The organism is Sediminibacterium sp., from assembly GCF_051861365.1.
Taxonomy (GTDB): Bacteria; Bacteroidota; Bacteroidia; order Chitinophagales; family Chitinophagaceae; genus Sediminibacterium.
The window spans coordinates 1-23,414 of record NZ_JBHYCW010000032.1; the positions used below are offsets into that span (position 1 = coordinate 1).

Below are 23,414 nucleotides of genomic sequence, written 5' to 3' on the forward strand. Positions count from 1 at the left end.
CTTTCTGGTGACCGCGTTATCCGCCGCGGCGGAAAACCTAAAACCTTCTGATCCGTAGTCAGATGCTTCCGCCTAAGGCGGATTGAGCTATGCAGATTTATCAATGATTTGTTTTAGCCATTCACGTCCCTTACCAGATTTAAAAAATTTCTCTCTAGCCATTGCCTCAGTTCTGGTTGGAAAGCTTTCATGGTATACAAGAATCCATGGTCTGTATTTTTTAGTAAATGCCACGAGTCCATCATTATGTTGAATAATTCTTAACTCAAGATTCGAAGTTGAACCTTTGTACAAGATATTCTTCTGTTGTGATTGTAAGACGTAAGTATAATACATAGTTTTTATTGTAGTAGGGGCATAAAAAAAGAGTTAACTATTTAGTTAACCCTTTCTTTCTGGTGACCGCGTTAGGATTCAAACCTAAAACCTTCTGATCCGTAGTCAGATGCTCTATTCAGTTGAGCTACGCAGCCTATTTAAAATATTCGGTGTCAGATGCTTCCGCCTGAGGCGGATTGAGCTATGAAACCTATTTAAAAACATTCGGTGTCAGATGCTTCCGCACAAGGCGGATTAAGCTACTCATGCACACCATTCCCTTAACGGGGTGCAAATATAAGCCTTGTCTGATTATTTTCAAAAAGCACAACCGCTTTTTTCCAAAAATCAATCTAATTCATAAATCCCTGCTGCAGTTTTTTCAGCTAATTTTTTCGGCAAAAGCCATACCAGAAAAGCACCCAATTGATTGATAAAACCGGTGATCACTTCTGCTTTTTTACCATACATCGCATTCACTGCAATTCCGGCAACCGCTTCAGGGGTCATATTCACTTTTTCTGCTGCTTTTAGCCCTTTTTGTCCAACTTTCGCCCTTGCTGCGAAGCCGGTATCAGTAGAACCCGGACTAACCGCCGTTACCGAAACCCCTTGTTTTCTTAGTTCATAACGCAATCCGCGACTAAAACTCAACATAAATGCTTTGCTGGCTGCATAGGTGCTGAGTCCGGGTACCGATTGATACGCTGCAGAACTCACAATATTGAGTATATAGGAAGGGTGATTTAGTTTTAATTGAGGTAAAAGAACCGATGTTAATGCAACCGGTACGTTCATATTCACCCGCATCATTTCCTCATGTTCCGCTGCTGTATAGGATTCAAAAGGACCACTCAATCCATATCCGGCATTGTTTACAAGGATATGAATTTGTATTTGCTGTTCTGAAATCCAATGATAGAGTTGTGTAATCGCATCTGCACCCGCTAGATCCAATGCAAAATAGCGGGCATCAATTTTATGTCTTGCTGATAACTCAGCAGCTAATTCCTCCAATAAAAAGCGGTCTCTAGCTACCAATAATACATGAACGCCACGTGCGGCTAATTCCTGTGCAATGGCTCGGCCAATTCCCTTACTGGCACCTGTAATCAATGCGTATTTCATGTTCCCTGAATTGAGTAAATAACCCCCACCAAAGGTGGGGGTATTAATTTGAATACAACCCCTTACCGGGGTATACTAAAACAAAAGATCTTGTGTTCCGTCTTCCTTACGGTCTTCCCCTTCTTGATACTTCACATAACTTCTTATCTTCTCTTCATCTAACCCTACTGTACTCACAAAATATCCTCTTGACCAAAAGTGATTGCCCCAGTATGGCTTCTTGCGCAAACTCGTATAACTCTTGAATAACATGATTGCTGTCTTCCCTTTTAATATCCCCATAAATTCTGACACACTCATCTTCGGTGGTATACTACACACAAGATGTACATGATCTGGCTGGATACTTAATTCCATAATCTCTACTTCTTTCCATTCACATATCGCCCTGATCCGATCCTCAACTGCATCTGCTACCATATCTCGCAATACCTTAAATCGATATTTCGGCGTCCATACTATATGGTACGTGCAGTGATAAAACGTGTGCGACAGCTTCCGGTACTTTGGCATACACAAATATACTAGCTAGCGCATTTAACCCTGACCACCGCCCATGGCGGTGGTTTTAATATCCATAATAAAAAAGGTCAACCCGAGTTGACCTTTTAAAGATATATCTTCTAATCAATTAGTGATGTACTTTCCCGGTAAAACGATGATAGAAAGGTGTTTTACTGTTTGCATCTTTAGGCTTGTACTTACCGGTTACAATCGGTACATACATCACTCGTCTGCGACTTTCTTCTCCAAATTTAGGAGATTGCTTTACGCGATGCCATAAACGACCATCATGAACAGAAAGATCACCTGAGAAAATATCAAAACCTACTTCACGAGGATCATCATTGTTATCGATAAAATATTTTTTTCCAAAAAGCAGTTTAAACATGCCTTGTTTATGCGTTCCGGGTAATACACGTAAACCTCCATTTTCAAACAAGCAAGTGTCTAAGTGAATGCCCACATTTAACATCGGCATGATCTTTTGTCCCATAAAGAGGTCGCGAGGACTATCTGTATGCCAGCCCATTTGGGTAAAAGTACTATTAGGGGTATTGATATAATTGTTGATTACCAGACCGTCTTTCTCATTCTCAGCAATACGTCCTTCATAGGGATGTAAAAAAGCCGTTAGTGCTTTCAAGCGATCGTCACTGAGTAATGCATGGAGAGGGTCACTATATAATGAGCTAAAGCAGAGACGCTGAATGGTTAAATTGCCATTTTCATCTTTTCCGAATTTAAGCGGGATACCATTGATCTTATCCTTTTTCTCATCCAACCACTGTTTCTCTAGTCGCTGTAATTCGCTGATATAATTGGTTACCTTTTCCTTGTCCAGAAAATTACGGAACACGATTACGCCATGCTCATCAAAAAAATCCAGTTGCTCGGGGGTTACCGTATCGCCAAGCTTAAAATGACTTTCCCATTTTTTCATTCTGATCCGGTTCAGTTTTATATGTGTCTGTAATGTTAATTATTTATTACAATATTGTAAAATCATTACACTTGTAAACAAACAAAAATAAGCAAATTACTGCTAGATTTTGACATATAAGGGTTCAACGGCTTATTTTGCATTTATATGACACAAATTATCAGGTTCTTAGCCATTGTTTTAATGGTTCTCGCTTGTTTTTCCACATTAGAGGCACAGGATAGTAGTAAAGCAAAAAAGAACAAGTTTGTGGCATTTCCGGCTATGACTCGCTCCATAGAAACCAGTTGGGCAGCAGGCGGAGCAGCTTCCTATACTTTTCGCCCTTACAAAGACGATACCCTTTCCCGTACCTCTAGCATTCAATTAGGGGCTATTTATTCACTTCGGAAACAGTTGGTGGCTTCTGTGAAAGGTACACAATACCTGCGAAATGAAGACTGGATTTTAAATGAGCAAATCTCCTTTAGCTCATTTCCGGATAAATTCTGGGGTATTGGAAAGAATACAAAAGATATCGACGAAGAAGATTATGAATTTAAACAAGCATATTTCTATCTGCATTTCATGAAAAAAATAGCACCAAATCTTTTTGGCGGTTTTTTATATGAATATCAACGAGTGTGGGACATCCGGTATCAAGCCGGTGGTTTATTTGATCAGCAAAATGTGTATGGACGAACCAACTATCATGTTTCAGGCTTGGGACTTAGTTTGACTTATGATTCCAGAAATCATGCTTTCTGGCCGGAGAAGGGTTTATTTGCTCAATTGTATTTTAATCATTTTAGTTCGGTTACTGCATCACAATACAGTTTTACAAATCTGGTTGCTGATCTTAGAAAATACATCCCTGCAGGCAAACATGCAGTATTCGCAGCACAGGCCTGGTTCTTTGGAAATATTGGCGCTCAGGTTCCATTGAGAAGTCAGGCTGCTTTTGGCGGCGATAATATTATGCGCGGTTATTATAACGGGCGATTTCGGGACAATCAACAATACGCTGTACAAGGGGAATACCGCAAAGAGATTTATAAACGTTTTGGATTGGTTGCTTTTGCGGGTTTTGGAAATGTGGCCCATCGAATAGACGGACTGAATCTTCGTAACCTTAAATATTCAATAGGGGGTGGTGTAAGGTATGCCCTCAATAAATCTGAAAAGCTAAATCTTCGAATCGATTATGGATTGGGCAAAGGCACCAACAGAGGTCTTTATTTCCAATTGGGCGAAGCTTTTTAGTGTGTGGCTGTTAGTTTACCGATCTTGAAAATGATGTAGGTGAATATGAATGCAAACAATACATCAACAGTATAATGTACATGCTGGATGAGTACCAATACAGCTACTAATACAGCGGCTATCAAAGCGAATATTTTATCCGGTCTTTTTTCTAGACACAAAAACATGAGGAACATATTTGAAGTATGACCTGAGAAGAAAAGATCTTTCGTAATGAATTTGTCTTTTCCTCCGTACACCAAACTCGTCAGCGGATCATTGAGTTTAATGAGTCCGTCAGGAGGATCCAACGGTACCATCGTAATACTCACCATTCTCGCCAAACAAAGCAGGGTAAATGACATCAACATTAATAAGGCAAAAGATGGTCTTTGGATACATCGTACAATTACTAAACCGCTCACCGACCAAATAATCAGGAAAGTCAATAAAGAAACATCCGATGCTGGGATATGCTGTAAAATGAGATCATGCAAGTATGCACCTTTTCTCTCTTCGATATAAGCAAAAAAAGAGGGAAGTGACAGAACAACGACGATCAGAATCACCACAGTGCTGATGATTTTTCTGCGAAATGTTTTATTCGTAGAAAAAATATCCTGCCATTCGGAGATTACACCCGTAAAGCCTGTTATTTCCTTCTGCATGCCGCAAATATAAAAGCAATGCAATGGATTTATGCCGTACTTTTCTTTCAGCGGTAAGCTTAGTAATGCCAGCGTACGAAAGCTTCCATCGCTGCATATTTGGTCATTCCTAAAGCTGCATATAAATTGGCAGTATTGGCATTCCGGTCTTCTGCTCTTTGCCAGAATTCACGACTATCACTGCCCTGGAAGGGAACCATATCTTTCTGCGATTGATGAATGAAAATGCCAAATCTCTTTTTCATAACCTGATCTGGGCTCATAGGTATGGCCATTTCAATTTCTGCAATATCCCATTCCTGCCAAGCACCTTTGTATAACCATACCCAACAATCTTTGATCCAAGGCTCTCCGTCTTCTTTTAATCTTCGTAGACTTTCAAAAATGATATCCAGACAAACTTTATGGGTACCATGTGGATCCGCAAGATCACCCGCACAATAGATTTGTTGTGGCTGAATTTTTTTGAGGAGCTCCATTGTGATTTCAATATCTGCTTCACCCATTGGATTCTTTTCTACAGTACCTGTTTCATAAAAAGGCAGGTTCATAAAATGACAACGGTCATCTGTTAAGCCAACATATCGGCAGGTGGCTTTGGCTTCACAACGACGAATCAACCCTTTAATAGCACGTATTTCAGCAGTATCTCGTTGGTTCTTTTGTTTGGATGCAATAAAACTTCTTGCGGCCTGCAGAATATCCTGACTTTTTTGGTTATCAATACCAAACATGTCTTCAAATCCAACAGCAAAATCGATAAAACGAGTAACAAACTCATCCGCTACAGCAATATTCCCACTGGTTTGATAAGCTACATGTACCTCATGCCCCTGATCATGCAAACGCATAAATGTTCCACCCATGCTGATGATATCATCGTCTGGGTGAGGAGAGAAGATCAAACATTTTTTGGGATAAGGTGTACTTCTTTCCGGATGAGCAGGAATCACAGCATTGGCTTTTCCACCTGGCCATCCAGTTAAGCTATCACGTAACATGTAAAACACCTGCAGATTTACTTCATAAGCTTCTCCTTTCTCAACAATGAGATCAGATAAACCATTTTCATTGTAATCATGCTCTGTGAGACTGAGTACAGATTTATTGAGTTTCAACGCCAGATGAATCACCGCTCTTTTGATCATTTTAGGTGTCCATTCACATTCACCGGTAAGCCATGGAGACCTAATTCTGGTTAACTCTGTAGAGGCAGCTTCATCGATGACGAAAGTGCAATCCGGATGCTGTTGCAGGATACTTGCCGGCACTTGTTCTGTAACATCGCCTTCCACAGAGCGTGCAATGATCTTTCCTTTCATACCCCATCCCATCAACAAAATTCTTTTTGCTTTGAGGATGGTGCTAATACCCATGGTGACTGCTAGTCGAGGCACTTTTGAAATATTCTGAAACTCATATGCATTGGCGATACGAGTACTATTATCCAAATTGACCAATCTTGTTTTTGAAAAAATACTGGATCCGGGTTCATTGAAACCAATATGTCCATTGTTACCGATACCCAGAATTTGCAGATCAATTCCACCTGCATCTTCAATCATTTGATCATACTCAGCACAATGTTTTTTGATCTCTTCTTTTGGCCAAAGTCCATTCGGCAGGTGAATATTCTCCGGAGCAATATCAACATGACTAAACAGATGTCTGTGCATGAAACTCCAATAACTTTGAAATGCATCTTTTTCAATTGGATAATATTCATCCAAATTGAATGTGACCACATTCGCAAAACTCAAACCCTCTTGCCTGTGCATCCTTACCAGTTCGGCATAGAGGCTAATAGGAGTAGACCCGGTCGCTAGTCCTAATACACATTTCTGTCCGGCTTGCTGTTTTTCACGAATCAGTCGGGCAATTTCTGAAGCTACATACTTAGAGCCTTCCTTCGAACTAGTGTGGATTTTGACAGGTATCTTTTCAAAAGAATCAACCATGGCTGACATAAAATTTGAGTTATACGAAAATACACCGATAATTCTAAAAACGCAAAAACCTGCATAATTTTCGCATTATTATTTAGTTATGAGCTCATTTTGAGCCATTTTATGCAATTATTGGAGCTTTTCTGATGAGTAATCAATGATTCCTAATTATTTTAAAATGGGTAAAATGATTTTTGAATCGTTATGATAGAGACGTATGGTTGCCTTTTTAAAATCATTATCCTTGGTCTGGTAAATGTCCATGAATTGTTGTGGATTTCGATCCACCAAAGGGAACCAACTGCTTTGCACCTGAATCATCAGACGATGTCCTTTTTTAAATGTGTGTGCCACGTCCGGCAATTCATATTTTACCCGGGTGGGTTTATTGGGAACAAATGGTTCCGGTTTTTCAAAACTGTTCCTGAATTTACCGCGCATGACTTCTCCCCGGACCAGCATTTGGTATCCATTCATGACATATCCATTGTCTTTTTCATAAGTGAAATTGTCGGGAAACACGTCAATGAGTTTTACCACAAAATCCGCATCGGTACCAGTAATAGCCACCATCAGATCTGCTGTTATCGGACCGGCGAGTGTGAGATCATTTTCGAGGGGTTCTGTTTGAAACACCAATACATCGGGTCTTCGTGCTGCAAAGCGCTGATCATCTGTCATGTATTCGCGTGTCCTGCCAAAGTGAATATCTTCTGTATAAGGAACAGGCTTTGCAGGATCACTGATATATTCTTCCCAACTACTTAATGGAGCAATCAAAGGAACAATTTTCGATAAATGCCCTCCTTTGCGTAAGGCATAACTTTCATATTTAACTTCATCTACAGGCCATTTAGGTAATTGTTTCCACTCATTAGCACCGCTGAAAAAAATGGTAGCCTCTTGTAGTTGATTGATGCTTCCTTTTTGTTTCAAATAATAATTAAAGAATGGAAGCTCAACATTTTTACCATACCATTCCGTTGTATTCGTTCCCCATTGAACATTCCCTAAAAAAGAGCCGTCTGATCTTGCCCATTGACCATGGTACCAAGGACCCATCACAATTTTATTGTTATTATTGGTTTTCTTCTCAATCGCTTTATACAGATTCCATGCACCATAACAGTCTTCCGCGTCGTATAATCCTCCCACCACCAACGTGGCGATATTCGGCGAAATGAGTTTCACATTTGCACGTGCATCCCTGGCTTTCCACCAGGCATCATAATTCGGATGACTCATCAGGTCTTTCCAGAATTTGATACTGTCGCCCATCAATTTGGTGAAATTGGTGAGTGCACCTGTTTTTAAATAAAATCCATAATTGTCTTTGGTGGGAAAATCAAACCCCTTTGCCCCAACAGTAGTGGGTTTGGGTCTGGGTTTACCAAATCCTGAATAAAAGGCAAATCCATCCATCAACATAAAAGCACCATTGTGGTGAAAATCATCACCCAGAAACCATTCGGTAACGGGAGCTTGCGGACTAACAGCTTTCAGTGCAGGATGATTGCTCAGGGCTGCCATGGTGGAATAGAAACCCGGATAGGAGATCCCAAATACACCTACATTGCCATTGTTGTTTTGCAGATTTTTTACCAGCCAATCAATGGTATCGTAGGTATCACTGGCTTCATCTGTTTCAGTACCTTTTTTATTGGGATTGAATGGACGCACATCTTCGAATACACCCTCACTCATCCATCTTCCTCTTACATCTTGTTGTACATAGATGTAATTTTCCTTCATGAAATAAGTCCTTGGACTATTCCAGAATGCTGAAAATTTATCTTCTCCATAAGGGGCACAGGAGTAAGGTGTTCTCGTTAACAGAATCGGATGTTTTTCTGAAACATCTTTGGGCATATAAACGGTGGTGAACAATTTAATACCATCACGCATGGTGATATAGATTTCCTTTTTGGTATAGTTGTTCACGATCCATGTAGAATCGTTTTGTTGTGCAAAGCCTACAACAGGGATCCATATCAATAATAGTATGATTATTTTCTTCATAGCAGAAGTGAATATTTTATAACATACAATATAAAAAAAGATTCCCGTTGAGGAATCTTTTCAATGTAAATAAAATGATTTGCAATAGGCTTATACCACTTTGGTCAACTTAATGATATTGGTTGGAAGATGCTGCTCTACAGGCGTACTTCCTGTATTCACGATCACATCTCCAGGTCGTAAAAATCCTCTTTCTTTCAAAATATTGATCTGGTCAAAGATGATATCATCTAAGCTATCTTCTTCTGCATAATAAAATGCACGAACACCCCAACTCAGACTTAACTGATTCACCAATGATTTTTCCTTAGTGAAGATATACAGTGGGGAAGAGGGTCGATAACTGCTGAGCATAAATGCAGTATAACCACTTTGAGTCATACCTACCAATGCTTGGGCGGATACATCTTCTGATATTTTACATGCGTTATAGCAGATCGCATCACTGTGAAATGATGGAGAGTGTGGTTGCGGTTTTAAGTCTTCTGAACGATTGTAACGGTATTCTTTTTTCTCTACTTCCAGAATAATTTTACGCATGGTCTCTACCACCAATGCCGGGTGATTACCTGCTGCCGTTTCACCACTGAGCATCACCGCATCTGCACCTTCCAAAACGGCATTCGCCACATCGGTGATCTCACTTCTGTTCGGTTTTACCCTTTCAATCATACTTTCCATCATCTGCGTAGCTACAATCACCGGTTTTGCACGGTGTATACACTTACGGATCAATTCTTTCTGGATCAATGGAATTTGTTCAACCGGAAGTTCTACACCCAAATCACCACGTGCCACCATGATGCCATCACTTTCAATGATAATATCACGAATATTGACCAAGGCTTCCGGTTTTTCGATCTTGGCAATGATCTTGGTCTTGCTTTTCTTCTCTGTTAACTTACTTCTCAGGATTACAATATCTTTTACACTACGTACAAAGCTCAACGCTACCCAGTCTAGTTGTTGTTCGATGATGAAGTCAAGATCAATCAGATCTTTTTCTGTCAATGCCGGTAATGATATCTTGGTATCAGGCAGGTTGATTCCTTTTTTAGAAGAGAGAATACCGCCTAAAGTCACCACCACTTTTACATCTCCATTTTTTTCAATATTCACAACCTTTACTTCCAATTTACCATCATCAATCAAAATGATGTTTCCAACAGTAACATCACCTGCAAGATTGGGATATGAAACGTAAATTTTTTCTAGGTTCCCAATACATTTCTCATTGGTAAAAGTGAGAACATCACCCACTTTCACTTCGAGTGCATTATTCTCTATTTCACCTACACGGAGTTTTGGACCTTGCAAGTCACCTAAAATAGAGATATTGTAAGGCTGGGTTTTATTGATGTTACGAATATGTTCAATGATTCTTTGTTTGTCTTCATGACTACCATGAGAGAAATTGAGACGAAAAACATTGACGCCAGCTTTGACCAGTTCTAATAACTGTTCGTAGCTATCGCAGGCCGGACCAACAGTTGCCACGATTTTGGTCTTGTGGTTCACGTGGGCGAGACCAGCTTCTTTGTCCATGTTTTTGTGGAGGTACTTGTCGAGGTTCTTTGACATCTGTTTGAGTGTGTTTTGAGTTTAAGATCTGTACACATCCGCAAGTATAGGGTCACTTGTTAACTGGCGAGGATCTTAACGATCTTCAACCAGTCTTCGGATATTTTTTGCTTTGCTTTGATTGCGTTGTCGAGTGGTATATAATTCATTTTATTATTCAAAATACCCACCATCACATTGTAGCGACCCAACATTAAACTTTCAACAGCATGATAGCCCATTCTACTGGCTATCAATCTGTCTAAGCAAGTAGGAGAGCCGCCTCGTTGAATATGTCCCAAAATACAAACACGGGTATCTGCATTGGGAAGTCGCTCCTTAATCACAGCTGCCACTTCATTACCTCCTCCAAAATCATCGCCTTCTGCAACAACGATCAGGTTTACAAGTTTTTTTCTTTTCTCTTTTTCAGATAAAGAAGCGATCAATTCGTTGATATCAGTTTTGGTCTCAGGAATCAGAATATTTTCGGCACCAGTGGCAATACCACTATGCAGAGCAATATACCCGGCATCTCTACCCATTACTTCCACAATAAAAAGACGGTCATGTGCATCAGCAGTGTCGCGAATCTTATCGATGGCTTCAACGGCGGTATTGACAGCCGTATCGAAACCAATGGTAAAATCACTGCCGGCAATATCTTTATCGATAGTGCCGGGTAAACCAATGCAAGGGATATCAAATTCATTGCTGAATTTCTGCGCACCTCTAAAGCTGCCATCCCCCCCAATGATCACCAACCCATCGATCCCTCTTTTTTTCAAGTTCTCATAGGCTTTTTGGCGACCTTCTTTTTCAAAGAATTCCTTACTTCTGGCAGTCTTGAGAATGGTTCCACCACGCTGAATGATATTGGCGACAGAGCGTGAGTCCATTTTGAAAATATCATCTTCAATCATGCCACTATACCCTCTCATGATACCATATACTTCCAAGCCATGATAGATACCCGTTCTTACAACAGCTCTTATTGCAGCATTCATACCCGGAGAATCACCCCCTGAAGTTAGAACACCGATCTTGGTTACTTTTTTTTCAGCCATTTTGTTTTAGCACTTCGACGTTTAGCGTTAGATGTTATTGACAGACAATTACATACAAATTGTGTATCAATTACACAGAGTCTCAAAAATAAGCATTTGAGGCTAATTGTCCATCCGTATATCTAATTACATTTTAGTAATCTTGTCACATGAAAATCCTGATCACCGGTGCCAATGGATTTACGGGTATGCATCTTTGTGTATCCCTTATTCAGAAAGGGTTTGATGTACATGCTTTAGCAAGAGGAGAAAGCCGATTACCTGTATTGGATAAATTGGTATACCATCCCATTGAACTAACAAGCGTTCGTTCACTTTTGAAGATATTTGAACAAGTTTCGCCGGATGTGGTGATTCATACTGCGGCCATGAGCAAACCGGATATTTGTGAAACACATCGAGAAGACTGCTTAAAAAACAATGTTGAGGTAACGCGTTATCTATTAGAAGCCAGTCGCCATTTCCCTGTACACTTTATTCATTTATCAACAGATTTTATTTTCGGTGAGAATGGCCCTCATCGGGAAAACGACTCAGCTTCACCGTTGAATTTTTATGGAGAAAGTAAATTAATGGCTGAGCAATTGATTCTTCAGTCAGAGCTTGCAGCTTCGATTGTTCGACCTGTATTTATTTACGGTTCTATGTTTCCCTTGGGCAGACCTTCTTTTATTCAGTGGGTACAAGAAAAGCTGTTGAATGGAGAAAGAATTAAAGTAGTAACTGATCAACTCAGAACACCTACTTATGTTCAAGACCTTTGCGATGCTATTACAACTATGCTTACCTTTAAAAAAACAGGCATATATCATATAGCGGGAAAAGATATTTTATCGCCTTATGATATGGCGATAACTGTTGCAAAGGTCTTAGATTTGAATGTTGACCTGATTGAACCTGTAACATCGGATACATTTCCGGAACCCGTCAGGAGGGCCAAAAGATCCGGGTTATACATTGATAAAGCTATTCGTGAATTAAATTATGCCCCACATCGATTTGAGGATGCGGTTCAATTGAGTTTTAAAAATGATTTAGCATGAGTAAAAGGAAAATATTATTGGTGATCTTTTTGTTGGTATTGCTAATGCATTGCCTTAGCATTCAAGTAGAAATGACGCAAATAAGGAATACCACCAAAATTATATTGGTACCCTTACTCATGATTCATTTATTGATCAATCAATCGCTTCGTGTACTGGGTTATCTTCCCCTGATTGCTTTATTATTCTCTTGGATCGGAGATATTTTATTATTGGGTGATGATGCTTCATTTTTCCTCTCGGGGATGATTGCATTTGTCATGACACATGTTTGTTACAGTTTTACATTCCTCAAGATCAAACAGGTAACACCTAAAGACCGTTCCTATTTTGTATTTCCGCTTTTGGGGCTATTGTTGTTCGGGTTATTGGTATTCTTTTACTTAAAAGATGATTTGGGAAGCTATTTTTTACCGATACTTATGTATATGGTCTTTATCAGCCTCATGGCGTCATTAGCCATTCATACACGTACCAATGCAAAAATTCAGACATTGTCGCTTTATACTTTTATACCCGGAGCACTTTTATTTGTTCTCAGTGATGCATTACTCGCTGTGAATATGTTTAAGATGCAACATATCGTTATAGAGGTATTGGTGATGCTTACTTATGGATTGGCACAGTTCTTTATTACCAGAGGTTTTCAAAAAACAGCCGAGTTCTCAGAATAATTTGATGAGAATGGATTAGATTGCTATTATAGCTTTAATCATGTTTTATGGAGTGGATACGGAGAAACATACTAATGGTATTCTGGGTCATACTTTTTATTCATTGCTTATTTCATGTTTTACATCTTCCATTTGTAGGCATTAGTAAGTTATTACTGATACCGTCATTATTGGTCTATCTGTTTACCAGAAGGAAAGAAGATGTATTGGTGGGTATTAACTTTTTTTACTTAGTTGCTATCTTATTTGCTTTCATCGGTGATATGTTACTTGTCATCATCAATGATCTTCTCTTTTTACCGGGTATGATTTCTTATATCGTGAATCTGTTCTTCTTATGTATCTTCTTTTTACAATTACAGAAGATATACCTGCGTCAATTGATGAGACCTTTATTGGTTGTATTGGTTCTCAGTGTAATCGGCTATTTTGTGTACGGATTCCTAGGCGAGAAATTGAAACAGTTCCAACTGCCTGTTTTGATCTATATGGTGTTTGTAGCGATTACCGCTGCTTTAGCAATGAATACCACCCAACATCCGCAACTACATAAAACGGGATGGTATTTCTTTATCGGGATACTGGTGTTTATACTATCGAATACCATTTTAGTATTGAATCGCTTTCACTTTTTATACCACAACTTATATGTTGCTGTGATGTTGACGTATGGATCAGCTCAATATTTATTGGCAAGGGGAGTGGCATTGGTCAGTAAAGACATCCGATCATAAAAAATCCCCGCTCGAAATAGAACGGGGATCTGTATTCTTACGCTTTCGCGCTAGTTGATTAATAACCCATACCACCCATATCAGGTGCACCTGCATGGCTATGTGGTGCTTCAGGCTTTGGCTTGTCAGCGATCACACATTCTGTGGTCAACAGCATCGCTGCAATTGAAGCTGCATTTTCCAATGCAACACGGCTCACTTTTGTTGGGTCGATAACACCTGCTTTCAGGAGATTCTCATAAACTTCAGTACGAGCATTGAAACCAAAATCGCCTTTGCCTTCTTTGATCTTCTGAACCACTATAGATCCTTCAATACCACTATTGATTACGATCTGACGCAGTGGCTCTTCAATAGCTCTCTTAACGATTTGGATACCAGTTGCTTCATCTTCATTAGCGCCTTTCAGTTTCTCTAATGATTCAACTGCGCGGATATAAGCCACACCACCACCAGGAACAATACCTTCTTCCACAGCAGCACGGGTAGCATGTAATGCATCATCTACGCGATCTTTCTTCTCTTTCATTTCAACTTCAGTAGCAGCACCTACATACAATACCGCTACACCACCGCTTAGTTTTGCCAAACGCTCTTGTAATTTTTCACGATCGTAATCAGAAGTAGTATTCTCAATCTGAGCTTTGATCTGATTCACACGTGCAACGATATCTGCTTTTTTACCTTTGCCACCAACGATGGTTGTATTGTCTTTATCAATGGTTACAGAAGCTGCCTGACCTAAATAAGAGATATCAGCATTTTCCAGTTTGAAACCTTGCTCTTCGCTTACTACAGTACCTGCAGTGAGGATAGCAATATCGGTCAACATTTCTTTTCTACGATCACCGAAACCTGGTGCTTTTACAGCAGCCACTTTCAGGGTTCCGCGTAATTTATTTACAACCAGTGTAGCCAGTGCTTCACCTTCGAGGTCTTCAGCAATGATCAACAATGGACGACCACTCTGAGCCACTTTTTCAAGGATGTGCAGGATATCTTTCATAGCGCTGATCTTCTTGTCGTAGATCAGGATATATGGATTCTGTAATTCAGCTTCCATTTTCTCGCTATTGGTTACAAAGTATGGAGAGATATAACCACGATCGAACTGCATACCTTCTACCACATCTACAGTAGTATCAGTACCTTTCGCTTCTTCAACAGTGATCACACCTTCTTTACCTACTTTAGCCATTGCAGTAGCGATCAGTTTTCCGATCTCGCTATCGCTATTTGCGGAAATAGTTGCCACTTGCTCAATCTTTTTGGTATCGTTACCAACAGCTTGAGATTGTGATTTCAGGTTTTCTACTACTTTTGCAACCGCTTTATCAATACCACGCTTCAGGTCCATTGGATTAGCACCTGCAGCCACGTTTTTCAAACCTTCACTGATGATAGCTTGTGCAAGAACAGTGGCGGTAGTCGTACCATCACCTGCAATATCTGCAGTTTTAGATGCTACTTCTTTTACCATTTGAGCACCCATGTTCTCAATAGCATCTTCCAGTTCAATTTCTTTTGCTACAGTAACACCATCTTTTGTTACAGAAGGCGCACCGAATTTTTTCTCAATTACCACGTTACGGCCTTTAGGTCCGAGGGTAACTTTTACTGCATTAGCCAGGGTATCAACACCCTTCTTCATTTTATTTCTTGCTTCGATGTCAAAGAATATTTGTTTTGCCATGTTTGTTCAATTTGAAAGGTTAAAAATTTGGTCCACCTGAGGCGGATTGAAAATTAGGTTGACAATTATAATGTGGATAATCAAGAAAATGCTTCATTAGCACATTTTCAAATTATTACACGATTGCCAACAGATCGCTTTCGCGCATAATCAGCAAATCCTGACCTTCAATCTGGATTTCTGTACCAGCATATTTACCGTACAATACCGTATCGCCTACTTTTACAGTCATAGGCTCATCTTTTTTACCATTTCCGGCAGCAACGATGGTTCCACGTTGTGGTTTTTCTTTTGCGGTGTCAGGGATTATAATTCCGCCGGCAGTTTTTTCTTCAGCAGCGGCCGGCTTAACAATTACTCTGTCATGCAGAGGAGTAACGTTGAGTTTCTTAGCCATACGTTATTGGTTTTAATTTAAAAGGTTTAAAATCTTTTTCCCTGTCAGCGAGAAGTGTGCCATCGGTCGGTAACAGGTCAAAATTTCAGTTTTGGCTTGTTTTTGATGGCTGGAAGGCCTTTCTCTGTCAGAACGGGCGGCAAAGATGCACTAAGTTTCCCGTTAGCGGTGTCAAATTTTCATTCTCCAAGGATTTTTTAAAAATCCTGATTCCCCCCAATCCAATCCTTTCCCATTCCCGTAAATGTCATAAAATCGTCAGATTATGAAAATGATCAAGAAAATAGCCAAAGGATTATTGATCACTTGCCTGGTGCTTTTTGCTACCCTTTTTATCTACGCGAACTGGAATAAGCCAAGTCTGGGAGAAAAAGTGTACATGGAAAATCCCACCCAAATTGTGGTGATGACGCTACCCGAAAACTTTACCGAAAAAGATTCTGCTGCTGTGGATCGTTTTCTTGCCGGTCAGGACGGGGTATATTCTACTGTTATCAGCCGGTATAGTCAGACCCTCTGCATCACTTTTGACCCGCGTGAAACCAATCGAAGCAGTATGATAGAAATCATGTCTGCATACAATACCTCTATCCGTGAAAGGGTACCACTCAGCAACAGAGCAGAATGTCCGGTGAACCTGAATGCATTTCGTAAAATCACTTATGCACTAAACGTGCGCAAATAATCATTCAAATCTTTAACCAATTAAATCAAATAGCAATGAAAAAGAGCCTCGTACGTATGTCGGCCCTTGCACTCTGTGCAGCCATGCTGTTCACTGCATGTAAAAAAGATGATGCACCTCCGGCTAATACCGGAAGTGAACTGTACAAGCGATTGGGCAGTAATGCCGGTATCAAAAAAGTAGTAGATGATTTTATCGGTATTGTAGTAGCTGATAATGTCATTAACGGCTTTTTTGCGAACACGGCTAAGTCACAAGAGCGTGTGGATGATCTCAAAATGCATCTGGTAAATCAGATTGGGGAAGCGGTAGGCGGACCTGAAAAGTACACCGGTTTATCTATGAAAGCGGCTCACGTTGGATTAGGTATTAAAGATGTACACTTCAATGCATTGGTAAATGATCTAGTAGCAGCATTGAAGAAAAACAATGTAAGCGATGCGGATGTCAACACTATTGGTAGTGCTTTATTACCAATGAGGGCTGATATCGTTGAGCCATAATCCGACAGGGTTATTCATCATAGGTTGTATCAAGGTTAGACCCGTCCGTTCCCGGATGGGTTTTTCATTTTGAACGGGTCTTATTAATTAATATCTTTGCCGTTTCCCAACAAGTTCTTACCAGATGATCAGTAGAAGAAATATTCGTGTGAAAGTGATGCAACTGCTTTACATGATGGAAGCAGCAGAGACGAGTGTAACAAGACAAAAACCGGAGATCGAACTCAAAAAGCAATTCGATCAAACAACAGCCCTGTTTGTTTACCTGCTTTATTTTATTACAGAAGTAGCCCGTTATGCGGAAACGCATGCCTTAAAAGGAGCTTCTAAAAATCTGCCCAGTTCAGCAGATCTAAATATCAATACCAAGATTGCGGGTAATGAGTTATTATGGGCGATGCTTGAGAGTGCTACTTTTCAAAAAGCACTTGAAATTCACACACCCTCAAAACTGTTAGATCAAGATCTAGTACGTAAAACATATACTGAATTAACAGCATTAACGCAATACCACGAATACATTAGTGTTCAGGGTAGAGAAAAGGCAAAAGAGAAAGAGATCATCAAGATTATATTTACGCATCTAATGCTTCCCAATGAATCTTTTATCAGTCATGTGGAAGAGCATTTTAATAATTGGGATGATGATGCCGAGATGATGGAACAATTGGTGTTGAATTATTTTCAAAAGCCATCCAGCTATAATATGCAAGAGATGGTGAGTCAGGAAAAATGGCAGTTTGCCAAATCATTGTTACTCACTAGTATTGAGAAAAAAGAAATTGCTACAGATCTTATCAAACCCAAATTGAAAAACTGGGATGCGGAAAGAATTGCACAACTGGATATGATATTAATGAGAATGGGTGTTTGCGAGTTGTTGTATTTCGAAACCATTCCTACCAAAGTCACCATCAACGAATACATTGATTTGGCTAAAGAGTACAGTACACAACAAAGCGGACAATTTGTGAATGGTATCTTAGATAATATTCATAAAGAGTTAACTGAGGGTGGTAAAATTCAAAAAATTAGTTACAAGAAATAGGATCGCTATGAAAAGAGTTTCATTTCTGTTCTTTTTTGTTGCCTGTATTTTGCTTTTATCTTGTGCAGGACCCGATAAAACCACTCCATCTGCAGATTCTCATCTGGCAGATACGGCCAACTTTACAACGATTCAATGGTTGGATTCTGTTGTTAATTTTGGTACCATCACACAAGGTGAAAAAATCAGACTGCAATTTAAATTCAAGAACACCGGTCAGAAACCTTTGTTTATTACCAATGTGAGGGCTGGTTGCGGTTGTACGGTTCCGAGTTATACTAAGGAGGCAGTGGCTCCGGGAGCAACCGGAGAGGTAACGGCTGAGTTTGACACCAACCGTTCTGCAGCAGGTAATGTTCATAAAAATGTAGTGGTACATACGAATACCTCTAATGGAAACGAACACAACCTTATCTTTACAGGAAATGTAAAGGAAGTTAAAGTCAACTAATATCTTTTATCACTTAAATAAATCGCAATGTTTTATCTCAATTCAGTATTACTTGCCGCTAATGGACAGCAGGGCGGAGGCATGGTTCAATTGGTCATGATGGGAGCCATCATTCTTGTATTTTGGTTATTCATGATTCGTCCACAAGCTAAAAAAGCAAAAGAGCAGAAGAAGTTCGTTGATAATATGCAAAAAGGCGATAAAATTGTGACTATCGCCGGTATTCACGGTGTGATCAATAAAATCAATGAAGACGGAACCATTCAACTGGAAGTAAGTCCGGGCAGCTATTTAAAGATTGAAAAATCTTCCGTTAGTATGGAATGGAGTGCCGCTTTGAATAAAGCCGCCGATAAAAAATAATTTCAACTGAAATTCAACTAAATTCAAGGTCTGGAACCATCGTTCCGGGCCTTATTTTTTATGCTAAAGATTGGCGTTACAGGTGGCATAGGCAGTGGTAAATCTACTGTGTCAAATATTTTTAAAGTACTGGGTATTCCGGTCTTTGATGCAGACAGTTATGCCAAAAATATTATGCAAACAGATGCCGCTTTGAAAAATGCAGTGATGGAATTATTTGGGGAAGCGTCTTATCAAAATGGACAACTGAACCGAAAATGGATTGCTGATATTGTATTTAAAGATCCTACACAATTGGAGAAATTAAATGCCATCATTCATCCAGTAACCATTAAGGCAGGAGATGAGTGGGCTTCCCGACAAGGGAGTCCGTATACCATCAAAGAAGCCGCTTTATTTTTTGAGTCAGGTTCCGCTGAAGGAATGGACTATATCATTGGTGTATTTGCGCCACAACATGTCAGGATTAACCGTGTGATGCAACGTGACGGTATCAGCCGAGAAGAAGTACTGAACAGAATGAATAGGCAGATTCAAGAGGAAGTAAAAATGCGTTTATGTGATTATGTAATCATTAATGATGATCAACATTTATTGATTCCGCAAGTATTACAATTGCATCATCATTTTATTGAAGAATCCAAACTATCATCTCATGAATAAAGTAAATGTCATTGAAAAGTTTGCCCAAGTAGATGGATACTGGAATCCGGCTGTGGTTGGGGCTTTGAATGGACAAGAAGTAAAGCTTGTAAAATTCAAAGGACCTTTTACCTGGCATCACCATGATCATGAGGATGAATTATTTTATGTGGTCAAAGGCAGCTTTGTAATGGAATTTCGTAACCGCCATATTGAATTAAAGCAAGGCGATTTTTTGATTGTTCCCAAAGGAGTTGAACACAGACCCAATGCCAACGAAGAAGTATGGGTTATGTTGTTTGAGCCTGCGTCTACATTAAATACTGGAAATGTGGTAAATGAGTTTACTAAAAATACTTTGAAACACTTATGATAGCAGCTACACCAGCACCCCCTTATTATGCCGTTATTTTTACCAATGAATTAACTTCCCATACAGAAGGCTACGAAGCAATGTCGCAGCGAATGGCTGAGCTAGCATTGGCTCAAAAAGGTTGTTTGGGTTATGAGTCTGTACGTAATGGATTAGGCATTACCATCTCATATTGGGAAAGTTTGGATGATATCCGAAATTGGAAAGCCAATGCAGAACATATCATCGCACAACAAAATGGAAGAGATATTTGGTATAAGTACTATAAAACACGAATTTGCAAAGTAGAGAGAGATTATGGCTATGAGCAAAATCCATAAGTCTTTCAACCCCCTAATCCCTAAATTATGATTGCAGCCCCCATCCCTGTAAATGAACAAGAACGGTTACAGGAACTGATACGTTATGAAGTCTTGTATACACAATATGAAGAAGATTTTGATCAGATTGTTCAGTTAGCTTCCGCTATTTGTAAAACACCAATTTCTACTATTACTTTACTAGACTTTAACAAACAATGGTTTAAAGCAAAAATAGGTATTGAGAATACAGAAGGAGATCGTGATGTTTCTTTCTGCGGACATACTATAGTTGATGAAGAAGCGATTATGATCGTGAACGATGCATTGGAAGACCAACGCTTTATTGATAATCCTTTAGTATTGGGAGATCCTAATATTCGTTTTTATGCCGGATACCCTTTAGTAAGTCCATCGGGATATAAGCTGGGAACCTTATGCGTCATTGATAGGGTACCACGTAGTTTAACAGCTGAGCAAGAATTGACTTTGAAAACACTCGGTAATCAGGTGATCAAGTTGTTTGAACTAAGGCTAAGAAATAAAGAAGCCGAAGTTCGGAATAGACTGATTGAAGAGCAAAAGCAGCAATTGGAAGAGTCAAAATCTGTTCAAAGTAAAATTATATCCATCATTGCACATGATGTGCGTGGACCTGTGACATCTTTAAAAACAATGATTGAACTAACCAAAGCCAAAAGTTTAACTGAGGCTGAAACAGTTCAGTTATTTGACATGCTGGATAAACAACTGGATGGCACTTTAGACATGCTGACCAACCTTGTGGATTGGGGAAGTATGTTATTAAGGAAAGGCAAACTATCTATTTCATCTGTGAACATTTCTTCCGTAGTGGAGAAACTAATAAAGAATCTTTCTCCAATGGTACAACTGAAAAAAAATCAGTTCCAAAATCTGGTACCAATAGATGCGGATGTAATGGCAGATGAAAATACATTGCGATTTATTTTGCGCAATATCATTAGCAATGCGAATAAATTTACCAGCGCAGGAACCATTACTATACATATTCAACCCAATGAAAATAAAGATCTCATGTCCATCATAGTGTCCGATACCGGATGTGGGATGCCTATAGAAATTCAACAACAATTATTCAATCCTGCGAAACGACATAGCCGGGAAGGTACCAATAAAGAGAAGGGGAGTGGTTTGGGCTTATTGCTAGCTAAAGAGTTTGCTGAAGCCATGCATGCATCCATAGATGTGAAAAGTGAACATGGAAAAGGTACTAGTTTCAGTGTTACACTTCCTGTTTCCATCTGATACTACTCAATACAAAGAAGAAGGTATTTCAAAAGCCTTGAGATTCGTTTGATAGTGTATGGTTCATGGCTTATAGTCCATGATCGATAGTAAAAGAAAGAGGCTGTAAAAGACTTTTGATACAGCCTCTTTCTATAGTCTTGTCTCTTGCAACTTTGTTCTTGAATTTCTTAGAAAGGTTATTTTTTGTTGATGACTTCTTCTATCACTTTTCCAACCGCACCATTTGGCATTTGAATATGTAGCATTGCAGCCAGTGTTACGGCAATATCTGTCATGTATCTTTCCTGATAACTTTTGCCGGGTTTGATATTCCATCCATACCAGAGTAATGGAATATGTGCATCATATGGATTCCACACACTATGATCAGTTCCTTTGGGATTGCCTTTGAACCAATTGGGTTTAGGAATTACTTGTAAATCAGCACTTCGATAGGGGTAGTATCCATTAATTAACCTCTCCCGAATGGTTTTTTGCAAATTGGATTCTCCTAATTCTTCCTTATCTATGACCCTGTAAATGCCTTCTTCTTTTTCAAGTTCATGAATAAGAAATGATTTGAGTTCTTCTTGATCAATTCCTAAAGAATCAATCTGCTTATGATTCAGAGCCAGATTGTAATAAGTGGAATTGATGATTGCATTTTTTATTTTAAATTTATTTTCTGCCAAACCATTTACTTTTCTTACCAAACTACCTAATGGGATAGAACCTCCAGGCAAATTATTTTCTTGTAAAAAATCAGGAACATGTGCTGCACCATGATCTGCAGTCAGAAATAACAAATAGTTTCCTTTACCTACCTGAGCATCTAAAAAATTCAAAAATTGTTCAATGTCTTTATCCAAACGCAGATAAGTATCTTCAATTTCAATGGAGTTAGGCCCAAAACTGTGTCCGGCATAGTCTGGAGAAGAAATACTTACTGCCAGAAAATCTGTTTCTTTATTTTTTCCTAGCTGTTCATGTATAGCTGCAGCTTTCGCCATTTCAAAAGTATAAGTAGATGCCTGGGGAAGAAACGGTAGTTTATAATAATCTTTACCAATAAAGCCACTCATATCATAGGGGAAACTATTTTTTGAACCTATTTCTGTTCGCTCATAATCTTTTGCATCAGCACTACTTTGTTTGTAGGTATCAATTGGATACAATGTTTTCCATCCTTCTCTGTAATAAGTATCAGGTAATTTCCTTGCATTAAAATCCTTCACCCATTGTGGAAGATCGGTCATGTAATAGGTACTGCTGATAAAAATTCCTTTTGATTCATCATACCAATAAGCAGCATTCGCTGAATGTCCGGCCGGGAGAATTGCACCTCGGTCTTTAATTGAAATACCAATGACTTTACTTCGGAAATTGGTAGCCAATCTCAATTCATCAGTCACGGTATTGGTCACCATATTTCTCGGACTCATTTCTCCGTCTCTACTATCTGATCCCACTGTTTTTACTGATTTATCTTCTGCACAATACACACTGCGTTGCAACTTGGTATCCCACCAATTATTACCGGTAATTCCATTGATGGCGGGAACAGTTCCAGAATATACGCAGGCATGACCACAACCGGTAGCAGTGGGCGTATAGGGAATAAAAGTATTCTCACAACTAAAACCCTGATTCAACAAACGATTGAATCCTCCCTGACCATAACGGTTTTGATACCTGTAGAGGTAGTCCCAACGCATCTGGTCAACCATGAGTCCAACAACCAACTTCGGTCTGGCAACGCCTTGAGGGGTAGTTTGTATTGGACTTTTTTGAGAAAAAACTTGTAAAATCAGGAGGTTCAGGCAGAAGGCCCATAACAAATTCTTCTTCATTTTGAGTTTTTTTGATGTA

At 39.4% G+C, this 23,414-nt stretch carries 25 protein-coding genes and 1 tRNA gene; 13 read left to right on the top strand and 13 right to left on the bottom strand.

Features of this window, described 5'->3' with window-relative positions:
- Positions 1-87 precede the first annotated feature (87 nt).
- The 5 genes from ACTIEV_RS12900 to ACTIEV_RS12920 all read right to left on the bottom strand — a co-directional run bounded on the left by ACTIEV_RS12900 (position 88) and on the right by ACTIEV_RS12920 (position 2,890).
- The gene (locus ACTIEV_RS12900; RefSeq protein WP_322196023.1) at positions 88-336 is read right to left on the bottom strand and encodes a GIY-YIG nuclease family protein; all 249 of its coding nucleotides are present in this window, start codon (positions 334-336) and stop codon (positions 88-90) included.
- A gap of 60 nt (positions 337-396) precedes the next feature.
- Positions 397-473, bottom strand: a tRNA-Arg gene (locus ACTIEV_RS12905).
- A gap of 193 nt (positions 474-666) precedes the next feature.
- Entirely contained in the window at positions 667-1,446 is a 780-nt protein-coding gene (locus tag ACTIEV_RS12910) for an SDR family NAD(P)-dependent oxidoreductase (protein ID WP_439516616.1), read from the bottom strand.
- 75 nt (positions 1,447-1,521) lie between these two features.
- Positions 1,522-1,959, bottom strand: coding sequence for an IS200/IS605 family transposase (gene tnpA, locus ACTIEV_RS12915; RefSeq protein WP_439516617.1), 438 nt, complete (start codon positions 1,957-1,959; stop codon positions 1,522-1,524).
- 118 nt (positions 1,960-2,077) lie between these two features.
- Complete coding sequence (locus ACTIEV_RS12920; RefSeq protein ID WP_439516618.1) at positions 2,078-2,890, bottom strand: phytanoyl-CoA dioxygenase family protein; 813 nt, start codon at positions 2,888-2,890, stop codon at positions 2,078-2,080.
- A 147-nt stretch (positions 2,891-3,037) separates the two neighbouring features.
- On the opposite strand from ACTIEV_RS12920, the gene ACTIEV_RS12925 reads away from it, so the two are divergent.
- Positions 3,038-4,132 (top strand): BamA/TamA family outer membrane protein, encoded by a 1,095-nt coding sequence (locus tag ACTIEV_RS12925; RefSeq protein ID WP_439516619.1) that lies wholly within the window; start codon positions 3,038-3,040, stop codon positions 4,130-4,132.
- Here ACTIEV_RS12925 and ACTIEV_RS12930 read toward each other — a convergent pair.
- The 5 genes from ACTIEV_RS12930 to pfkA form a co-directional block, all read right to left on the bottom strand.
- A complete protein-coding gene (locus tag ACTIEV_RS12930; protein ID WP_439516620.1) occupies positions 4,129-4,779 on the bottom strand; it encodes a phosphatase PAP2-related protein in 651 nt (216 codons plus the stop codon). The two genes, ACTIEV_RS12925 and ACTIEV_RS12930, sit on opposite strands and share 4 nt — an antisense overlap.
- A 59-nt stretch (positions 4,780-4,838) precedes the next feature.
- On the bottom strand, positions 4,839-6,746 hold the full coding sequence (gene nagB / locus ACTIEV_RS12935) for a glucosamine-6-phosphate deaminase (protein WP_439516621.1): 1,908 nt from the start codon (positions 6,744-6,746) through the stop codon (positions 4,839-4,841).
- A gap of 147 nt (positions 6,747-6,893) precedes the next feature.
- Positions 6,894-8,744, bottom strand: coding sequence for a CocE/NonD family hydrolase (locus ACTIEV_RS12940; RefSeq protein WP_439516622.1), 1,851 nt, complete (start codon positions 8,742-8,744; stop codon positions 6,894-6,896).
- A 90-nt stretch (positions 8,745-8,834) separates the two neighbouring features.
- Positions 8,835-10,325 carry a pyruvate kinase gene (pyk, locus tag ACTIEV_RS12945; protein WP_439516623.1) on the bottom strand — a complete coding sequence of 497 codons (1,491 nt, stop codon included), beginning with the start codon at positions 10,323-10,325 and terminating at the stop codon, positions 8,835-8,837.
- Positions 10,326-10,384: 59 nt separating this feature from the next.
- Positions 10,385-11,371, bottom strand: a complete 987-nt coding sequence (pfkA, locus tag ACTIEV_RS12950; protein WP_439516624.1) for a 6-phosphofructokinase — start codon at positions 11,369-11,371, stop codon at positions 10,385-10,387.
- A gap of 149 nt (positions 11,372-11,520) precedes the next feature.
- Here pfkA and ACTIEV_RS12955 point away from each other — a divergent pair, with 149 nt between their 5' ends.
- The 3 genes from ACTIEV_RS12955 to ACTIEV_RS12965 are packed head-to-tail and all read left to right on the top strand — an operon-like array spanning position 11,521 to position 13,822.
- On the top strand, positions 11,521-12,414 hold the full coding sequence (locus ACTIEV_RS12955) for an SDR family oxidoreductase (protein WP_439516625.1): 894 nt from the start codon (positions 11,521-11,523) through the stop codon (positions 12,412-12,414).
- Complete coding sequence (locus ACTIEV_RS12960; protein ID WP_439516626.1) at positions 12,411-13,088, top strand: lysoplasmalogenase; 678 nt, start codon at positions 12,411-12,413, stop codon at positions 13,086-13,088. Before ACTIEV_RS12955 ends, ACTIEV_RS12960 begins: the two co-directional genes overlap by 4 nt.
- Before the next feature lie 47 nt (positions 13,089-13,135).
- Positions 13,136-13,822 (top strand): lysoplasmalogenase family protein, encoded by a 687-nt coding sequence (locus ACTIEV_RS12965; protein ID WP_439516627.1) that lies wholly within the window; start codon positions 13,136-13,138, stop codon positions 13,820-13,822.
- A 58-nt stretch (positions 13,823-13,880) separates the two neighbouring features.
- Here ACTIEV_RS12965 and groL read toward each other — a convergent pair whose 3' ends face one another.
- Complete coding sequence (gene groL, locus ACTIEV_RS12970) at positions 13,881-15,515, bottom strand: chaperonin GroEL (RefSeq protein WP_439516628.1); 1,635 nt, start codon at positions 15,513-15,515, stop codon at positions 13,881-13,883.
- A gap of 115 nt (positions 15,516-15,630) precedes the next feature.
- Positions 15,631-15,912, bottom strand: a complete 282-nt coding sequence (locus ACTIEV_RS12975) for a co-chaperone GroES (protein WP_322196007.1) — start codon at positions 15,910-15,912, stop codon at positions 15,631-15,633.
- Positions 15,913-16,177: 265 nt separating this feature from the next.
- On the opposite strand from ACTIEV_RS12975, the gene ACTIEV_RS12980 reads away from it, so the two are divergent.
- The 9 genes from ACTIEV_RS12980 to ACTIEV_RS13020 all read left to right on the top strand — a co-directional run bounded on the left by ACTIEV_RS12980 (position 16,178) and on the right by ACTIEV_RS13020 (position 21,563).
- On the top strand, positions 16,178-16,597 hold the full coding sequence (locus tag ACTIEV_RS12980; protein ID WP_439516629.1) for a hypothetical protein: 420 nt from the start codon (positions 16,178-16,180) through the stop codon (positions 16,595-16,597).
- Positions 16,598-16,632: 35 nt separating this feature from the next.
- On the top strand, positions 16,633-17,100 hold the full coding sequence (locus tag ACTIEV_RS12985) for a group I truncated hemoglobin (protein WP_439516630.1): 468 nt from the start codon (positions 16,633-16,635) through the stop codon (positions 17,098-17,100).
- A 124-nt stretch (positions 17,101-17,224) separates the two neighbouring features.
- A complete protein-coding gene (gene nusB, locus ACTIEV_RS12990; RefSeq protein ID WP_439516631.1) occupies positions 17,225-18,148 on the top strand; it encodes a transcription antitermination factor NusB in 924 nt (307 codons plus the stop codon).
- Positions 18,149-18,155: 7 nt separating this feature from the next.
- Positions 18,156-18,599, top strand: a complete 444-nt coding sequence (locus ACTIEV_RS12995; protein ID WP_439516632.1) for a DUF1573 domain-containing protein — start codon at positions 18,156-18,158, stop codon at positions 18,597-18,599.
- 27 nt (positions 18,600-18,626) lie between these two features.
- Positions 18,627-18,962: a preprotein translocase subunit YajC gene (yajC, locus tag ACTIEV_RS13000; protein WP_250685541.1), complete on the top strand. Its 336-nt coding sequence runs from the start codon at positions 18,627-18,629 to the stop codon at positions 18,960-18,962.
- 60 nt (positions 18,963-19,022) lie between these two features.
- The gene (gene coaE / locus ACTIEV_RS13005) at positions 19,023-19,625 is read left to right on the top strand and encodes a dephospho-CoA kinase (protein WP_439516633.1); all 603 of its coding nucleotides are present in this window, start codon (positions 19,023-19,025) and stop codon (positions 19,623-19,625) included.
- Entirely contained in the window at positions 19,618-19,977 is a 360-nt protein-coding gene (locus ACTIEV_RS13010; RefSeq protein WP_439516634.1) for a cupin domain-containing protein, read from the top strand. The genes coaE and ACTIEV_RS13010 overlap by 8 nt, the downstream gene beginning before the upstream one ends.
- Entirely contained in the window at positions 19,974-20,297 is a 324-nt protein-coding gene (locus tag ACTIEV_RS13015) for an antibiotic biosynthesis monooxygenase family protein (RefSeq protein ID WP_439516635.1), read from the top strand. Before ACTIEV_RS13010 ends, ACTIEV_RS13015 begins: the two co-directional genes overlap by 4 nt.
- A 27-nt stretch (positions 20,298-20,324) precedes the next feature.
- Entirely contained in the window at positions 20,325-21,563 is a 1,239-nt protein-coding gene (locus ACTIEV_RS13020) for a GAF domain-containing sensor histidine kinase (protein ID WP_439516636.1), read from the top strand.
- Positions 21,564-21,742: 179 nt separating this feature from the next.
- Here the strand turns inward: ACTIEV_RS13020 and pafA are convergent, their stop codons facing one another.
- Positions 21,743-23,395, bottom strand: coding sequence for an alkaline phosphatase PafA (gene pafA, locus ACTIEV_RS13025; RefSeq protein WP_439516637.1), 1,653 nt, complete (start codon positions 23,393-23,395; stop codon positions 21,743-21,745).
- Positions 23,396-23,414: the final 19 nt, after the last annotated feature.

Coding starts and splice junctions, on each gene's coding strand:
- ACTIEV_RS12925 (WP_439516619.1), top strand. CDS start 3,038: ATGACACAAATTATCAGGTTCTTAGCCATTGTTTTAATGGTTCTCGCT.
- ACTIEV_RS12955 (WP_439516625.1), top strand. CDS start 11,521: ATGAAAATCCTGATCACCGGTGCCAATGGATTTACGGGTATGCATCTT.
- ACTIEV_RS12995 (WP_439516632.1), top strand. CDS start 18,156: ATGAAAAGAGTTTCATTTCTGTTCTTTTTTGTTGCCTGTATTTTGCTT.
- ACTIEV_RS12930 (WP_439516620.1), bottom strand. CDS start 4,779: ATGCAGAAGGAAATAACAGGCTTTACGGGTGTAATCTCCGAATGGCAG.
- ACTIEV_RS12900 (WP_322196023.1), bottom strand. CDS start 336: ATGTATTATACTTACGTCTTACAATCACAACAGAAGAATATCTTGTAC.
- pfkA (WP_439516624.1), bottom strand. CDS start 11,371: ATGGCTGAAAAAAAAGTAACCAAGATCGGTGTTCTAACTTCAGGGGGT.
- nusB (WP_439516631.1), top strand. CDS start 17,225: ATGATCAGTAGAAGAAATATTCGTGTGAAAGTGATGCAACTGCTTTAC.
- ACTIEV_RS12965 (WP_439516627.1), top strand. CDS start 13,136: ATGGAGTGGATACGGAGAAACATACTAATGGTATTCTGGGTCATACTT.
- ACTIEV_RS13020 (WP_439516636.1), top strand. CDS start 20,325: ATGATTGCAGCCCCCATCCCTGTAAATGAACAAGAACGGTTACAGGAA.
- ACTIEV_RS12910 (WP_439516616.1), bottom strand. CDS start 1,446: ATGAAATACGCATTGATTACAGGTGCCAGTAAGGGAATTGGCCGAGCC.
- ACTIEV_RS12920 (WP_439516618.1), bottom strand. CDS start 2,890: ATGAAAAAATGGGAAAGTCATTTTAAGCTTGGCGATACGGTAACCCCC.
- ACTIEV_RS12940 (WP_439516622.1), bottom strand. CDS start 8,744: ATGAAGAAAATAATCATACTATTATTGATATGGATCCCTGTTGTAGGC.
- ACTIEV_RS12985 (WP_439516630.1), top strand. CDS start 16,633: ATGAAAAAGAGCCTCGTACGTATGTCGGCCCTTGCACTCTGTGCAGCC.
- ACTIEV_RS13015 (WP_439516635.1), top strand. CDS start 19,974: ATGATAGCAGCTACACCAGCACCCCCTTATTATGCCGTTATTTTTACC.
- ACTIEV_RS12975 (WP_322196007.1), bottom strand. CDS start 15,912: ATGGCTAAGAAACTCAACGTTACTCCTCTGCATGACAGAGTAATTGTT.
- yajC (WP_250685541.1), top strand. CDS start 18,627: ATGTTTTATCTCAATTCAGTATTACTTGCCGCTAATGGACAGCAGGGC.
- ACTIEV_RS12980 (WP_439516629.1), top strand. CDS start 16,178: ATGAAAATGATCAAGAAAATAGCCAAAGGATTATTGATCACTTGCCTG.
- ACTIEV_RS13010 (WP_439516634.1), top strand. CDS start 19,618: ATGAATAAAGTAAATGTCATTGAAAAGTTTGCCCAAGTAGATGGATAC.
- nagB (WP_439516621.1), bottom strand. CDS start 6,746: ATGTCAGCCATGGTTGATTCTTTTGAAAAGATACCTGTCAAAATCCAC.
- groL (WP_439516628.1), bottom strand. CDS start 15,515: ATGGCAAAACAAATATTCTTTGACATCGAAGCAAGAAATAAAATGAAG.
- pafA (WP_439516637.1), bottom strand. CDS start 23,395: ATGAAGAAGAATTTGTTATGGGCCTTCTGCCTGAACCTCCTGATTTTA.
- pyk (WP_439516623.1), bottom strand. CDS start 10,325: ATGTCAAAGAACCTCGACAAGTACCTCCACAAAAACATGGACAAAGAA.
- ACTIEV_RS12960 (WP_439516626.1), top strand. CDS start 12,411: ATGAGTAAAAGGAAAATATTATTGGTGATCTTTTTGTTGGTATTGCTA.
- coaE (WP_439516633.1), top strand. CDS start 19,023: ATGCTAAAGATTGGCGTTACAGGTGGCATAGGCAGTGGTAAATCTACT.
- tnpA (WP_439516617.1), bottom strand. CDS start 1,959: ATGCCAAAGTACCGGAAGCTGTCGCACACGTTTTATCACTGCACGTAC.